General features: G+C 72.4%; 13 protein-coding genes and 1 pseudogene. 7 read left to right on the top strand and 7 right to left on the bottom strand.

The window, feature by feature from the left end; all coding sequences use genetic code 11:
• Positions 1 to 88: 88 nt before the first annotated feature.
• The 4 genes and pseudogenes from hpt to dacB all read right to left on the bottom strand — a co-directional run bounded on the left by hpt (position 89) and on the right by dacB (position 4785).
• Positions 89 to 628, bottom strand: coding sequence for a hypoxanthine phosphoribosyltransferase (gene hpt / locus DJ476_RS19320; RefSeq protein ID WP_070204534.1), 540 nt, complete (start codon positions 626 to 628; stop codon positions 89 to 91).
• 103 nt (positions 629 to 731) lie between these two features.
• Positions 732 to 1882: pseudogene (gene tilS, locus DJ476_RS19315) on the bottom strand (tRNA lysidine(34) synthetase TilS).
• A 187-nt stretch (positions 1883 to 2069) separates the two neighbouring features.
• Positions 2070 to 3206, bottom strand: coding sequence for a zinc-dependent metalloprotease (locus tag DJ476_RS19310; RefSeq protein WP_103418015.1), 1137 nt, complete (start codon positions 3204 to 3206; stop codon positions 2070 to 2072).
• Positions 3207 to 3300: 94 nt separating this feature from the next.
• Positions 3301 to 4785 (bottom strand): D-alanyl-D-alanine carboxypeptidase/D-alanyl-D-alanine endopeptidase, encoded by a 1485-nt coding sequence (gene dacB, locus DJ476_RS19305; protein WP_112491138.1) that lies wholly within the window; start codon positions 4783 to 4785, stop codon positions 3301 to 3303.
• A gap of 86 nt (positions 4786 to 4871) precedes the next feature.
• Between dacB and DJ476_RS19300 the strand changes: the two genes are divergently transcribed.
• From DJ476_RS19300 to DJ476_RS19290, 3 genes are all read left to right on the top strand, one after another.
• Positions 4872 to 5366, top strand: a complete 495-nt coding sequence (locus tag DJ476_RS19300; protein ID WP_018489364.1) for an inorganic diphosphatase — start codon at positions 4872 to 4874, stop codon at positions 5364 to 5366.
• Between the two features lie 176 nt (positions 5367 to 5542).
• Complete coding sequence (locus DJ476_RS19295; RefSeq protein ID WP_103418013.1) at positions 5543 to 7246, top strand: threonine/serine exporter family protein; 1704 nt, start codon at positions 5543 to 5545, stop codon at positions 7244 to 7246.
• A gap of 140 nt (positions 7247 to 7386) precedes the next feature.
• Positions 7387 to 8352: a DUF368 domain-containing protein gene (locus DJ476_RS19290; RefSeq protein ID WP_103418012.1), complete on the top strand. Its 966-nt coding sequence runs from the start codon at positions 7387 to 7389 to the stop codon at positions 8350 to 8352.
• Positions 8353 to 8384: 32 nt separating this feature from the next.
• Here DJ476_RS19290 and DJ476_RS19285 read toward each other — a convergent pair whose 3' ends face one another.
• Positions 8385 to 9056, bottom strand: a complete 672-nt coding sequence (locus tag DJ476_RS19285; RefSeq protein WP_103418011.1) for a DedA family protein — start codon at positions 9054 to 9056, stop codon at positions 8385 to 8387.
• Between the two features lie 150 nt (positions 9057 to 9206).
• On the opposite strand from DJ476_RS19285, the gene DJ476_RS19280 reads away from it, so the two are divergent.
• The 4 genes from DJ476_RS19280 to DJ476_RS19265 all read left to right on the top strand — a co-directional run bounded on the left by DJ476_RS19280 (position 9207) and on the right by DJ476_RS19265 (position 13284).
• Positions 9207 to 9572 (top strand): YbjQ family protein, encoded by a 366-nt coding sequence (locus tag DJ476_RS19280; RefSeq protein WP_019762066.1) that lies wholly within the window; start codon positions 9207 to 9209, stop codon positions 9570 to 9572.
• 164 nt (positions 9573 to 9736) lie between these two features.
• Positions 9737 to 11035: an ion channel protein gene (locus tag DJ476_RS19275; RefSeq protein WP_112491137.1), complete on the top strand. Its 1299-nt coding sequence runs from the start codon at positions 9737 to 9739 to the stop codon at positions 11033 to 11035.
• Between the two features lie 163 nt (positions 11036 to 11198).
• Complete coding sequence (wrbA, locus tag DJ476_RS19270) at positions 11199 to 11822, top strand: NAD(P)H:quinone oxidoreductase (protein ID WP_019762064.1); 624 nt, start codon at positions 11199 to 11201, stop codon at positions 11820 to 11822.
• Between the two features lie 34 nt (positions 11823 to 11856).
• A complete protein-coding gene (locus DJ476_RS19265) occupies positions 11857 to 13284 on the top strand; it encodes a glutamate decarboxylase (RefSeq protein ID WP_103418009.1) in 1428 nt (475 codons plus the stop codon).
• Positions 13285 to 13294: 10 nt separating this feature from the next.
• Here the strand turns inward: DJ476_RS19265 and DJ476_RS19260 are convergent, their stop codons facing one another.
• A complete protein-coding gene (locus DJ476_RS19260) occupies positions 13295 to 14158 on the bottom strand; it encodes an ABC transporter permease (RefSeq protein ID WP_404827520.1) in 864 nt (287 codons plus the stop codon).
• Complete coding sequence (locus tag DJ476_RS19255) at positions 14155 to 15192, bottom strand: ATP-binding cassette domain-containing protein (protein ID WP_112492567.1); 1038 nt, start codon at positions 15190 to 15192, stop codon at positions 14155 to 14157. The genes DJ476_RS19260 and DJ476_RS19255 overlap by 4 nt, the downstream gene beginning before the upstream one ends.
• Positions 15193 to 15254 lie beyond the last annotated feature (62 nt).

Raw genomic sequence — 15254 nt, 5'->3', positions numbered from 1 at the left:
AGCATGGAGGCCCGCGACCGCTGCGTGCGGCGGAGAAACCCGCTTTCGCAGCTTCAACGGCTCGCGGGCCGCAAGGGTTCCCCGGCGGTCAGCCGCCGTAGACGTGCGGGGCGAGCGTGCCGACGAAGGGGAGGTTGCGGTACTTCTCCGCGTAGTCCAGCCCGTAGCCGACGACGAACTCGTTGGGGATGTCGAAGCCGATCCACTTCACGTCGATGGCGACCTTGGCGGCGTCCGGCTTGCGCAGCAGGGTGCAGACCTCCAGCGACGCCGGCTCCCGGGAGCCCAGGTTGGACAGCAGCCAGGACAGCGTCAGGCCGGAGTCGATGATGTCCTCGACGATCAGGACGTGCTTGCCCTTGATGTCGGTGTCCAGGTCCTTGAGGATCCGCACGACACCGGAGGACTGGGTGCCCGCCCCGTACGACGAGACGGCCATCCAGTCCATCGTGACGGGGGTGGACAGCGCGCGCGCCAGGTCCGCCATGACCATCACCGCGCCCTTGAGGACGCCGACGATCAGCAGGTCCTTGCCCGCGTACTCCGCGTCGATCTTCGCGGCCAGCTCGACGAGCTTCGCGTCGATCTCTTCCTTGGTGAGGAGCACCGACTGGAGGTCGTTGCCCATGTCCTTCTCGTTCACCCGCGTCTCTTTCTTGCCTGCCGGGCCCCGGGGGTGCGCCCCCCGGGGCCCGGCCCGGCTGTTCGCCTGCGTTTGTGCCGCTCGCGCGTCAGCTCTGCCGAATGACCAGTCTGCCACCCTGCCGCCGGGCCTCGACGCGGCCGGGCAGGTTGATGGCCCGCTGGCCGCGCCAGCCGGTGATCAGGCGGTCGACTTCTTCGAGGTGGCGGGCGAAGAGGGAGCCGGCCGGCGCCCCGGCCTCGATGACGGCCCGGCGCAGCACCCGGCGGCGCACGGCGGGCGGCAGGACGTAGAGCTTGGCGCACTCCAGCTGGCCGGTCTCGTCGCGTACGGAGCGCTCCGCCTCGGCGGCCCAGGTGTCGAGGGCGTCGGCGTCGTCGCGGGAGAGCTGGGCCGTCCGGGCGAGGGCTTCGACGACGCCCTTGCCGAGCGCCTTCTCCAGGGCGGGCAGGCCCTCGTGGCGGAGGCGGGAGCGGGTGTAGGCGGGGTCGATGTTGTGCGGGTCGTCCCAGACGGGGATCGACTGGACCAGGCAGGCCTTGCGGGCGGTCTGCCGGTCGAGCTGGAGGAAGGGGCGGCGGTAGCGGCCGGCCGGTCCGGATGCGGCGGCCATGCCGGAGAGCGAGCGGATGCCGGAGCCGCGGGCGAGGCCGAGGAGGACGGTCTCGGCCTGGTCGTCGCGGGTGTGGCCGAGGAGCACGGCGGCGGCTCCGTGGCGCTCGGCGGCGGCGTCCAGCGCGGCGTAGCGGGCGTCGCGGGCGGCGGCCTCGGGGCCGCCCTCGCGTCCGACGTGCACGGCGACGGCCTCGACGGGGTCGAGGTCCATGGCGGCGAGCCGGGTGACGACCTCGGCGGCGCGGAGGCCGGATCCCGGCTGGAGGTTGTGGTCGACGGTGATGCCGCCGGCCCGGACGCCGAGCTTGCGGGCCTCGAAGGCGAGGGCCGAGGCGAGCGCCATGGAGTCGGCGCCGCCGGAGCAGGCGACGAGGACCAGCGGGGCGGCCGGCCGGTCGGAGAGAGCGGGCCGGTCGGGGAAGGCGGGCCGGTCCGAGAGGGCGGGGCTGCCCGCCGTGCCGGCCTCGGCGTAGCGGGGGCGGCGGCCGGGGCGGACGCGGTGGTGCGCCGGGGCTCCTGGGCGGGAGCGCCGTGGCCGTCGTGGCGGTGGAATTCGGTGAGGACGTCGTGGAGTACGCGGCGGACCGCCAGGCGTATCGCCGCGACCGCAGGATGGGGACCCATGTCCGGTGCCCTTCGTGGAGTTTCGGGAGGAGCGCCGAGCGCCGGAACGCGTGAGTCCCGTCACTCAGAGTGCGTCGATGGTGACAGAGGCAAGCTGTTCATCGAGCATTGCACGCCTTCCCATGCCCTCATGGTCCCTCGGATGGGTGATTGAAGGGCAGATTCCCGGACGTGGGCCGGAAAAGGGTCACGATTCCGCCTTGCGGTGCACCCTTGCGACCCACTCCGCGGGTTTGGCGATCTCCGCCTTGGTGGGGAGGGTGTTGGGCGAGGTCCAGACGCGGTTGAAGCCGTCCATGCCGACCTCGTCGACGACCGATCGTACGAACTTCTCGCCGTCCTTGTACTGGCGGAGCTTGGCGTCCAGACCGAGCAGCTTGCGCAGCGCCTGGTCGAGCCGGCCGGCGCCCTGGGCGCGGCGCCTCTGGAACTTCTCGCGGATCTCGGCGACGGAGCCGACGACCTCGGGGCCGACGCCGTCCATCACGTAGTCCGCGTGGCCTTCGAGGAGGGACATGACGGCGGTGAGGCGGCCGAGGACCTCGCGCTGGGCGGGGGTCTGGACGACGTCGACGAGGCTGCGTCCGCCGTCCTCGCCCTTCTCGCCCTCGGGGCGGCCCGCGCCGGAGAGGGACTGGGCGGCCTCGCGGAGCCGCTCCAGGAAGGTCATCGGGTCGACGTCGGTCTCGTCCAGGAACGTCTGGATCTCGCCCTGGAGGTGGTCGCGGAGCCAGGGGACGCCGGTGAACTGGGTGCGGTGGGTCTCCTCGTGGAGGGCGACCCAGAGCCGGAAGTCGTGCGGGTCGACGTCGAGTTCCCGCTCGACGTGGACGATGTTCGGGGCGACCAGGAGCAGCCGTCCGCCGCCGTCGGCGGAGCCGGGCAGCTCCCGGGTGGCGGGGGCGAAGGTCTCGTACTGGCCGAGGATCCGGGAGGCGAGGAACGAGAGCAGCATGCCCAGCTCGACGCCGGTGACCTTGCCGCCGACCGCGCCGAGGACGGCTCCGCCGGGTCCGCCCGGGCGGCGGCTCTCCATCTTGGCGAGCAGCGGGCGGAGCAGTTCGCGGAAGCCCGCGACGTTGGCCTTGATCCAGCCGGCCCGGTCGACGACCAGGACGGGGGTGTCCTCCGGTTCGGTCCCCTCGGGGATCATCCGGGTGAAGGCGCGGACGTGCTCCTCGGAGGCCTTGGCGTGCCGACGCAGCTCCGCGACGACGGCTCGGGCGTCCTCGCGGCTGATCTCGGGTCCGGGCCGGACCAGTCGGGTCGCGGTCGCGACCGCGAGGTTCCAGTCGACCATCTCTGCACCACCGATGCTCGTCATGCGTCAACCGTACGTGAGGGGGTCGCCCGGTGGTGGGGTGTTGAGCGGCTCTTCGGGTGCCGGGCGCTCCCCCGGCACCCGGGATCGTCCGGCCTCAGCCCGCCGTGCCGCCCGCGCCGGTGAGTGCGGCGGCCAGGGCGTCGAGGGCGGCTTCGGCGTCGGCGGGCACGGTGGAGCCGGAGGCGAGGAAGGCGAAGGCGAGCAACCGGCCCTGCGGGTCGACGACGGTTCCGGCGAGGGAATTGACGCCGGTGAGGGTGCCGGTCTTGGCGCGGATCAGGCCGGGGGTGCCGGTGGTGTCCCGGTAGCGGGTGCTGAGGGTGCCGGTGAAGCCGGCGACGGGGAGGCCGGTGAGGACGGGGCGCAGTCCGGGCCGCTCGGGGTCGGCGGCGCGGGCGAGGAGCGTGGTGAGGAGGGCCGGGGTGACCCGGCCCTGGCGGTCGAGTCCGCTGCCGTCCGCGAGGCGGGCTCCGGCGGTCGGCACCCGGAGCTTCTTGAGTTCGGTGGTGACGGCCCGGCGGGCGCCCGCGAAGTCGGCGCTCTCGCCCTTGGCGATGGCGGTCTGCCGGGCGAGCGCCTCCGCGATGTCGTTGTCGCTGTTGGTGAGGGTGCGCTCGACGAGGGCGGAGAGCGGGGCGGAACGGTGGGTGGCGACGGTACGGGCTCCGGCGGCCGGACGGGCCGCGCGGGGCTCGCCCCCGACCGTGACGCCCGCCGCCGTCAGCTCGGCGGCGAAGGCGCGGGCGGCGTCCCCGGCCGGGTCCTTGCTGCGGTCGGCGGGCCCGCGGTCGCTGTCGTTGAGCCGGCCCTCGTCGACCATCAGGGCCGTGACGGGCGCGATGTTGGGGTTCTTCCCGATGGGGTGGCGTACGGGTCCGGTGTAGCGGGAGGTGTCGTAGGCGAGCCGTACGGGGTCCTCGCCGTCACCGCCCAGGGCCTTGGCGGCGGTGGTGGCGAGCGAGCGCAGGGCGGCGGTGTCCAGGGTGGGGTCGCCGCCGCCGACGAGGGTGAGGGTGCGGCCGTCCTCGGAGAGCCGGACGGTGGTGGCGATGCGGTGGTCGGGGCCGAGGGCGGAGAGCGCGGCGGTGGCGGTGGCGATCTTGACGGTGGAGGCCGGGGTCATCGGGGTGGCCGCGCCGCGTCCGTACAACTGCTCGCCGGTGGCGGTGTCGACGACGGAGGCGGCGACCTGGGTGCCGAGTTCGGGTGCGGCGATGAGCGGGGCGAGGGCGGTGCGCAGACTCGCGGGATCCTGCGGGGCGGAACGGGTGACGGTGTCGAGCGCGCCGAGGACGGCGGGGGCGCTGGGGGCCGGTTCGGGGGCGCCGGGGAGCCTGCGACCGTGATGTACGCCACCTGTGGGGTGCTCGGCGGCTGCGAGCTGCCGCTCGGCCTTACGCTGACCGTTGTCCCAGGGACCGGCGGCGAGGACGGCGCCGGTGGCCACGACCAGGCCGAGCACGGCGGAGCCTGCGACGACCTGCCAGGTGTTGGACCCGTTGCGCTTGCTCTTCAGGTTCTTGATCCGGCCCCACGGGTCCGACGGGCGGTTCGACGGTTCTTCCACCGGCTCGGCCACCGTTGACCAGCCCCTTTCGCGAGCACTCTTCTGCGTGGGGGACACTTAACCACCAGTCGTATGTGTTGATCATGGAGGAGCCACCCGTGGAGTTCGACGTCACCATCGAGATCCCGAAGGGTTCGCGGAACAAGTACGAGGTGGACCACGAGACCGGTCGGATCCGCCTGGACCGTCGACTCTTCACCTCGACCAGCTACCCGGCCGACTACGGCTTCGTCGAGAACACCCTCGGCGAGGACGGCGACCCGCTGGACGCGCTGGTCATCCTGGACGAGCCGACCTTCCCCGGCTGCCTCATCACCTGCCGCGCCATCGGCATGTTCCGGATGACGGACGAGGCCGGCGGCGACGACAAGCTGCTGTGCGTCCCGGCGTCCGACCCGCGCGTGGAGCACCTGCGCGACATCCACCACGTGTCGGAGTTCGACCGCCTGGAGATCCAGCACTTCTTCGAGGTCTACAAGGACCTGGAGCCGGGCAAGTCCGTCGAGGGCGCCGACTGGGTCGGCCGCGCCGAGGCGGAGGCCGAGATCGAGGCCTCGTACAAGCGTCTCGAGGCCCAGGGCGGCAAGCACTGACGTCCCTCTTCCGGTTCCGTTCGTGAGCCGGACGGCCGTACGGGAACGGGCGGCACACCTTCACGGGTGTGCCGCCCGTTCCCGTGTCCGCCCCCGCCCGTCATGCGGTGGCCATGTCCGTGGCCATACTGGGCAGACGTGCGCCCGGAGAGACAGCCGAGGAGGAACGAGGTCGAGTGGTGGCGGAATCGGGCGGTCCGGAGGACCAGAAGCCCCAGTCCGACGAGGCACGGAGCGCTTTCGCCCCGCCTGCCGGGACCATGCAGCCGGTGCCGCCGCCCGAGGAGGACCATCCGACCTCGGAGTTCGCGATCCCGACCGGGGTGCACCCCGAGCCGGGCGGTACGCAGGGTTCCGGCGGCGGGTCCGGGGGCGGCTCCCAGTCGGACACGCTGGGTTCCGCTTTCACCCCGCCGAGCACCTACCGGGCCCAGCAGGCGCCGCCCGCGTTCACCCCGGCGCAGGGCATTCCGATGGTCAAGCTGACCAAGGAGGCGCCCTGGCAGGACCGGATGCGCACGATGCTGCGGATGCCGGTGACCGAGCGCCCGGCCCCGGAGTCGATCCAGCGCACGGACGACGACACGGGCCCCGCCGTGCCGCGCGTGCTCGACCTGACCCTCCGTATCGGGGAGCTGCTGCTGGCGGGCGGTGAGGGGGCCGAGGACGTCGAGGCGGCGATGTTCGCGGTGACCCGTTCGTACGGGCTGGACCGCAGCGAGCCGACGGTCACCTTCACCCTGCTGTCCATCTCGCACCAGCCGTCGCTGGTCGACGACCCGGTGACGGCGAGCCGTACCGTACGCCGCCGGGGCACCGACTACACCCGGCTGGCGGCGGTCTTCCGGCTGGTGGACGACATCACCAGCGAGGACACCGAGGTCTCCCTGGAGGAGGCCTACCGGCGGCTGGCGGAGATCCGCAGGAACCGGCACCCGTACCCCGGCTGGGTGCTGACGGCGGCCGCCGGGCTGCTGGCCGGTTCGGCCTCCGTGCTGGTCGGCGGTGGGGTGCTGGTCTTCCTCGTGGCGGCGGCGGGCGCGATGCTCGGCGACCGGCTGGCGTGGCTGTGCGCCGGGCGCGGGCTGCCGGAGTTCTACCAGTTCACGGTGGCCGCGATGCCGCCCGCCGCGCTGGGGGTGGCGCTGACGCTGACCCACTCCACGGACGTCCGGCCCTCCGCGGTGATCACCGGTGGGCTCTTCGCGCTGCTGCCCGGGCGGGCGCTGGTGGCGGGCGTGCAGGACGGGCTGACCGGCTACTACATCACCGCCGCGGCCCGGCTGCTCGAGGTCATGTACTTCTTCATCGGCATCGTCGCGGGCGTGCTGATCGTCCTGTACCTGGGGGTGCAGCTGGGCGCCCAGCTCAACCCGGAGGCGCAGTTCACCCCGTACAACGAGCCGGCGCTCCAGATCCTGGCCTCGATGGGGCTGAGCCTGGCCTTCGCGGTCCTGCTCCAGCAGGAGCGCTCGACGGTGCTGGCGGTGACCCTGAACGGCGGGGTGGCCTGGATCATCTTCGGGGCGATGGCCCGGACCGGGGGGATCTCGCCGGTCGCGGCGACGGCGGCGGCGGCCGGCCTGGTGGGCCTGTTCGGCCAGCTCTTCTCCCGCTACCGGTTCACTTCCTCGCTGCCGTACATCACGGCGGCGATCGGTCCGCTGCTGCCCGGTTCGGCCACGTACTTCGGTCTGCTGGGCGTGGCCCAGAACGACATCACCCGGGGGCTGACCTCGCTGTCCACGGCGGTCGCGACGGCGCTGGCCATCGCGATCGGGGTGAACCTGGGGAGCGAGATCTCCCGGCTGTTCATGGGGGCGCCGGGGGCGGTCGGCGGGGAGCGCCGCCGGGCGGCGAAGCGGACCCGGGGGTTCTGAGGAGGAGGCGGTCACCTCCGTCCCGCCCGCCGACCCCTCCCTCGTAGGCCTGGGCGGCGCGCCGCCTAGGATGGTCGCCTGCTCCCCTCAAGGCCGAGAGCCGCATCAGGGCCGACAGCCGACAGCCGAAACAGGAGATCATGGCGAAGCCATCCGGCCACCACGTCTTCAACGCCTTCCGCGGCGCTCTCATCGGCACCGCGGAGGCCGTCCCCGGTGTCAGCGGTGGCACCGTCGCGCTGATCACCGGCGTGTACGAGAAGCTGATCGACGGCGCCGGCCACATCACCAGCGCGCTGCGCATGGGCGCGTCCGACCTGCCTCGCGGCCGCGGGGCAGTGCGCGCCAGGGCCGAGCTGAGGAACGTCGACTGGGCCGTCCTGCTTCCGCTCCTGGTGGGCATGGCGGTGGCACTGGTACTCGCGGCCAAACTGATCGCACCGTTGGTCGAGGAGCACCCCCAGTACGCGTACGCCCTGTTCTTCGGCCTGGTGCTCGCCTCTCTGTGGGTGCCGTACTCAGGCTCCGGCAAGCGCTGGACCGTCGGGAACTACGCGCTCTGCGTGATCGTCGCACTGGGTGCCTTCGCCCTGACGGGGCTGCCGCCCGGCGAGATGCCGACCCATCCCGTGGTGGTCGCGCTGGCCGGTTCGATCGCGATCTGCGCCCTGGTGCTTCCCGGTATCTCCGGCTCGTTCCTGTTGCTGACCATGGGTCTGTACGAGCCGACGATCGAAGCCGTCAACGAGCGTGACTTCGGCTATCTCGCCGCCTTCGCCCTGGGCTGTGCGGCCGGGCTCGCACTCTTCGTCAAGCTGCTCAAGTGGCTGCTGGCGAACTACCACCACATGACGCTGGTCGTCATGACCGGTCTGATGGCAGGCTCACTGCGTGCGTTGTGGCCGTGGCAGGACCAGGACCGCGGCCTGCAGGCGCCCAGCGGCTCGGTCGGCCTGACCTGCGCCCTGTTCGCGCTCGGGGCCGCCGTGGTGATCGCTGTTCTGGTGGTGGAACACCGGGCGCAGAGCAGGAAGGCGGAGCCGGTTCCCCCCGCGCCGAAGCGCGGCCGACATGCGCGCGTCTCCTCCGGCTCCAGGCGCGGCTGAGCCAGGTCGGCCGCGCCCCTGAGACAGGATCCTCACCGACCGGCCCCTACGGGGCCGGTCGGCTCGTCAACCCCGGCGGCCTTCTTGCTCTGGCGGCGGGCCCTCAGGACCTCGACCGCGATCGGCAGCACGGAGATCAGCACGATCAGGATGAGGATCTTCTCGATGTGCTCGTGCACGAAGTCGATCTTGCCGAGCATCGCGCCGAGCACGGTGACGCCCACGCCCCAGAGCAGCGCGCCCACGATGTTGTAGATCACGAACAGGCGGTAGTTCATCCGGGAGACGCCCGCGATGATCGGCGTGAACGTACGCACGATGGGCACGAAGCGGGCCAGGACCAGGGACTTCGGGCCGTGCTTCTCGAAGAAGACGTGGGCCTTCTCCACGTTCTCCTGCTTGAAGAGGCGGGAGTCCGGGCGCTTGAAGAGGGCCGGGCCGACCTTGCGGCCGAAGAGATAGCCCACCTGGTCACCGAGGATCGCGGCGATGGCGATCAGGGTGCAGACGAGCCAGAGCGGGTACTTCAGCTGCCCGGTGGTGACCAGCAGACCCGTGGTGAAGAGCAGGGAGTCGCCGGGAAGGAAGAAGCCGATCAGGAGTCCGGACTCGGCGAAGACGATGAGCAGGAGGCCGGGAAGGCCGAACGTGTTGAGCAGATAGTCCGGGTCCAGCCAACTCGGTCCGAGGGCGAGCGTGTTCAAGGTTCGGGTCTCCAGGGTGAAGGGGGCGGCGGGGGCGCGTGGCGACCAAAGCTACCGACGCCCGATGAACGCCTTTGGTTCCTGTGGCGCACAGCGGGGATGCGCATCGTACAGAGCAGGCCGAAGCTGATCCCAGGAGGTGCCACAAACATGGGCATTGAGGAGTTCGGCGGCGGGCAGACCGCGCAGGCGGACGTGCTGGTCGTCACCACGAACGACGTACCGGGTTACCAGGTGACGCAGGTCATCGGTGAGGTCTTCGGACTGACCGTACGGTCGCGCCACCTCGGGAGCCAGATCGGCGCCGGGCTGAAGTCGATGATCGGCGGCGAGCTGAAGGGGCTGACCAAGACCCTGGTCGAGACCCGCAACCAGGCCATGGAGCGGCTGGTGGAGCAGGCGCGGGCGCGCGGCGCCAACGCGGTGCTCATGATGCGGTTCGACGTCACGGAGGCGGCGGACGTGGGGACGGAGGTCTGCGCGTACGGGACGGCGGCGGTGATCAGCAAGGTGTGAGCCCCGGGGGCAGCGGGGGCGGCCACGGGAGCCGCTCGGCGTGACGGCGGGAAGCGGTTCGGCGTGCCGACGGCGGGGAGCGGGTCGGTGTGACGTGGCGCCATCCGGGCCGCCGTCGAGGCGTTATGACCGGTTCGCGAACCTTGTGAATCTATGGTGAGCCGGTGGCTGCCCCTGAACCCTCCGCGCCCCCGTCCCCCGCTCCCCCGCACCCCGCCGCCGCCCCCGCCCGGCGGCTGGCGCTGCTCGTGGCGCCCGCGATCGCCGTCGGCGTGGTGTGCGCGCTGATCCTGCTGGGGGTCAGCCTGCTGGCCGAGCGGCTTCAGGACGTGCTCTGGGAGACCCTGCCCGACGCGCTCGGCGTGGGGCGGTTCTCCTCGCTCTGGATGATCGTCATGCTCACCGCGACCGGCCTCGCGGTGGGCCTGGTCCTGCGGGCCGTCCCCGGGCACGGCGGGCCCGACCCGGCCACCACCGGGCTGGTGGACGCCCCGATGCGGCCCGGCGTCGTTCCCGGGCTGCTCCTGGTGACCGTGCTCGCGCTGGCGGGCGGGGTGAGCCTCGGGCCGGAGAACCCGATCACCGCCGCCAACATCGCGCTCGCCTACTGGCTCGGCCGACGGGCCGCGCCCGGCGCACCGGCCGAGCTGTGGGTGGCGCTCGCGGCGGCCGGGACGATCGGGGCGCTCTTCGGCACGCCGATCGCCGCCGCGCTGATCCTCTCCGAGACGCTGGCCTCGCAGCCGGGCCCCGGGGCGTTCTGGGACCGGCTGTTCGCCCCGCTCGCGGCCGGTACGGCCGGTGCGCTGACCATGTCGCTGATCGCGGAACCCAGCTTCGACCTCTCGCTCCCCGCCTACTCGGGCCCGCACTTGGGCGACCTCCTCGCCGCCCTCCTGATCGCCTCGGCGGGCGCGGTGCTCGGCCTGCTGGCGGTGTACGCGTTCCCGTGGGCGCACCGGGCCTTCCGGGCGCTGCGGTACCCGGTGCTCGCGCTGACGCTCGGCGGGCTGGTGCTGGGGCTGCTCGGGGCGCTGGGCGGCCATCTCACCCTCTTCAAGGGGCTGGACGAGGTCAAGGAGATCGCCGGGGACCCGGACGGGTGGTCGGCCGGGGAGTTCGCGGTGATGGCGGTGGTGAAGACGGCCGCGCTGGTGGTGGCGGCCACCTGCGGCTTCCGGGGCGGGCGGATCTTCCCGGCGGTCTTCGCGGGGGTGGCGCTCGGGCTCTGCGCCCACGCTCTGGTCGGGGCCGTACCGCCGGCGCTCGCCGTCTCCTGCGGGGTGCTGGGCGTGCTGCTCGCGGTGACCCGGCAGGGGTGGGTGAGCCTGTTCACGGCGGCGGTGCTGGTCAGCGACGCGTCCGTGCTGCCGCTGCTCTGCGCCGCCACCCTGCCGGCCTGGCTGCTGGTGACCGGGCGGGCCCAGATGCAGCTGGACGGGGAGGGCCGGGCGCTGCGGTGAGGCCCCGAGCCCCACGTACGCGTACGGGATGGGGAAGACGCACACGTACGGAAGCGGGGTGGCTCCGTCCGGCGCGCCGGACCTCGCGAACCTCCGTATCGTCTGATGCGTACCGAAATGTACGCATGCGCAGCGCTGTCGCTGCTCCGACGGAGGTCCCCGCATGTCCACGCCCGTCAACGTCGCCGTCATCTACTACTCGTCCACCGGCACCATCGCCACGATCGCCCGGGCCATCGCCGAGGACGCGGAGCGGGCCGGGGCGCAGGTGCGGCTGCGCAAGGCGGCGGAACTCGCCCCGCAGGCGGCCATCGACTCCAACCCGGCGTGGGCTGCCAACGCGGAGGCGACCGCCTCCGTCCCCGAGGTCTCGCCGGACGACATGGTCTGGGCGGACGCGGTGATCTTCGGTACGCCGACCCGGTACGGGAACGTCACCGCGCAGCTCAAGCAGTTCATCGACACGCTCGGCGGGCTCTGGCAGTCCGGGCAGCTGGCCGACAAGGTCTACAGCGGCTTCACCGCCAGCTCCACCGCCCACGGCGGCCAGGAGTCCACGCTGCTCGCGCTGTACAACACGATCCACCACTTCGGCGGCATCCTCGTCGCCCCCGGGTACACCGACCCGTCGAAGTTCGTCGACGGCAATCCGTACGGCACCTCGCACGTGTCCGGGCAGGGCGACATCCCGGTCGGTGACGTGACCCTGACCGCCGCCCGGGTGCAGGCGGAGCGCGTCGTGAAGTTCACCCGGGCGCTGAAGGCCGGGCTCGCCGCCGAGAGCTGAGAAACCGAAGCCGACCGAGGAAGAGGACTGCCCCATGCCGCTCCACCGAGGCGCCCAGCCGCAGCGGGACGAACACTCCGAGGAGCGGCGCCGGCTCGCCCTCAACCCCTTCTACGGCGAGGCCGACCCGACGGCGGCGATGACCACCGCGCCGCCCCGGCACAAGCTCCCGGACGGGCCGCTGTCGCCCCTGACGGCGTACCGGCTGGTCCATGACGAGCTGATGCTCGACGGCAACTCCCGGCTCAACCTGGCCACCTTCGTCACCACCTGGATGGAGCCCCAGGCCGGGGTGCTGATGGGTGAGTGCCAGGACAAGAACATGATCGACAAGGACGAGTACCCGCGCACAGCAGAGCTGGAGCGGCGGTGCGTGGCGATGCTCGCGGACCTGTGGAACGCGCCCGATCCGGCGACCGCCGTGGGGTGTTCGACCACCGGGTCGAGCGAGGCGTGCATGCTGGCCGGGCTCGCCCTCAAGCGCCGCTGGGCCAAGCGGAACGCGGACCGCTATCCGGCGACCGCCCGGCCCAATCTGGTGATGGGCGTCAACGTGCAGGTCTGCTGGGAGAAGTTCTGCAACTTCTGGGAGGTGGAGGCCCGTCAGGTCCCGATGGACGGCGAGCGCTTCCATCTCGACCCGCAGGCCGCCGCCGAGCTGTGCGACGAGAACACCATCGGGGTCGTCGGGATCCTGGGCTCCACCTTCGACGGCTCCTACGAGCCCATCGCGGACCTGTGCGCGGCCCTGGACGCCCTCCAGGAGCGCACCGGCCTCGACATCCCCGTCCATGTCGACGGGGCCTCGGGCGGGATGGTGGCGCCCTTCCTGGACCCGGAGCTGAAGTGGGACTTCCGGCTGCCGCGCGTCTCGTCGATCAACACCTCGGGCCACAAGTACGGGCTGGTCTACCCGGGGGTCGGCTGGGCCCTGTGGCGTACGTCGGACGAGCTGCCGGAGGAGCTGGTCTTCCGGGTCAACTACCTGGGCGGCGACATGCCGACCTTCGCGCTGAACTTCTCGCGGCCCGGGGCGCAGGTGGTCGCGCAGTACTACACGTTCCTGCGCCTCGGGCGCGACGGCTACCGGGCGGTCCAGCAGTCCGCCCGGGACGTGGCCTGCGGGCTCGCCCGGTCGGTGGCGGAGCTGGGCGACTTCCGGCTCCTCACCCGGGGCGACGAGCTGCCGGTCTTCGCCTTCACGACGAACCCGGACGTCCACGCGTACGACGTCTTCGACGTCTCCCGCCGGCTGCGCGAGCACGGGTGGCTGGTCCCGGCCTACACCTTCCCCGCCAACCGCCAGGACCTGTCGGTGCTGCGGGTGGTCTGCCGCAACGGCTTCTCCTCCGACCTGGCCGCCCTGCTGATCGAGGACCTGAAGCTGCTGCTCCCCGAACTACGTTCGCAGAAGCATCCGTTGAGCCATGACCGGGCGGCCCGGACGGCATTCCACCACTGACACCCCGTGGCTAGCGGCTGAGCCGGGCGAACTTCCCCACCGCCAGCGGGAAGAACACCGCGATGATCGCCAACGGCCAGAGGACCGAAAGGAGTTGGGCGTGCTCGGCGGCCCAGGAGCCGGTGGCGCCGCCCGGGTTGCCGAACAACTCCCGTACGGCGGTGGCGGTGGCGGACATCGGGTTCCACTCGACCACCGCGCCCAGCCACCCCGGCATCGACGCCGGGGTGGCGAAGACGTTGGAGAGGAAGCCGACCGGCCAGACCAGGATCTGGACCGCCGTGACCAGCTCGGGGCGGCCCGCCACCATGGCCAGGTGGATGCCGACCCAGAGCATCGCGAACCGGAGCAGGAGCAGCAGCCCCACCGCGGCCAGCGCCGACGCGGCCCCGTTGTGCCAGCGCCAGCCGACCGCGTGACCGACCCCGGTCATCACGGCGAGCGCGGCCACCGACTGGAGCATGTCCGCGGCGCTCCGGCCGACCAGGACCGCGCCCGGGACCATCGGCAGGGCGCGGAACCGGTCGATGACGCCCTTGTTCAGGTCCTGGGTGACCGCGAACATCGTGCTCTCCAGGCCGAAGGCCATGGTCAGCGCGAGCATCCCGGGGACCAGGAACTCGGTGGGGTCGCCGTCCACGCCCCGGCCGCCGCCGACCAGGTACGTGAACATCAGGAGCAGCATCACCGGGAAGGCCAGGCCCACGACCACCTCGACCGGCTGCCGGGCCCAGTGGGCGAGTTCGCGGCGGGTCATCGTCCAGGAGTCGGCCAGGGCCCAGGCCAGGCGACTGCCGCCACCGCCGCCGCCCTGTTCCGCGGGTGCGGTCGGGGTCGCCTTCGCGCTGTCGCCGTACGCCGTCGTCGTGCTCATGCCGCCGCCTCCGTCCCGTGGGCCGTACGTCCGGCCGTTCCGTGCGCCGTACGTCCGCCGGCCCCGTCCTCCGTACGTCCGGCCGTCCCGTGCGCCGTACGTTCACCGGCGGGCCTGCCCGTCAGGGACAGGAACACCTCGTCCAGCGTCGGGCGGCGCACCGCGATGTCCTCCGCCTCGATGCCCGCCTCCTGGAGCGCCCGGACCGCCCGCGTGAGCGCCGCCATCCGGTCCGGGGCGGGGGCGCTGAGCAGCCGGCGGTCCGGGTCGAGCGCCGGGTCCCCGGGGCCCAGGAGCGCGGCCGCCTCCGCCAGGCGGGTGGCGTCGCGCAGGACGATGTCGATCCGGTCGCCGCCGACGAGCGCCTTGAGCTGGTCGGAGGTGCCCTCCGCGGCGACCCTGCCCCCGTCGATCAGGGAGATCCGGTCGGCCAGTTGGTCCGCCTCATCCAGATACTGCGTGGTCAGCAGGACGGTGGTGCCGCCGCCGACCAGGGACCGTACGGCGTCCCAGACCTCGGCCCGGCCGCGCGGGTCGAGGCCGGTCGTGGGCTCGTCCAGGAAGAGGACGGCCGGTTCGGTGATCAGCGAGGCGGCCAGGTCGAGCCGTCGGCGCATCCCGCCGCTGTACTGCTTGACCGCCTTGCGGCCGGTGTCCGCGAGCCCGAACCGCGCCAGGAGTTCGTCGGCCCGGCTGCCCGCCCGGCGTGCGCCCAGGTGGTACAGCCGCCCGAACATCTCCAGGTTCTGCCGTCCGCCGAGTTGCTCGTCCACCGCCGCGTGCTGCCCGAGCAGGCCGATCCTGCGCCGTACGTCGGAGGCCCGCTCGCGGACGTCGAACCCGGCCACCGTGACCCGGCCCGCGTCGGGGCGCAGCAGCGTCGACATGATCCGTACGGCGGTGGTCTTGCCCGCCCCGTTGGGGCCGAGCACCGCGTGGACGGTGCCCGCGCCGACCGTGAGGTCCAGCCCGTCGAGGGCGCGTTTTTCCCCGTACCTCTTGTGGACACCGTCCAGGACGATCGCCTCGGTCACGTTCCCCGCCACCCTTCCGCAGCCTCGTAGTCAAACTTGACTAGCGGCTCAAAAGTAAACCG

It is taken from the genome of Streptomyces bacillaris (assembly GCF_003268675.1).
GTDB lineage: Bacteria > Actinomycetota > Actinomycetes > Streptomycetales > Streptomycetaceae > Streptomyces > Streptomyces bacillaris.
This window is presented reverse-complemented; position numbering and strand designations above follow the sequence as displayed.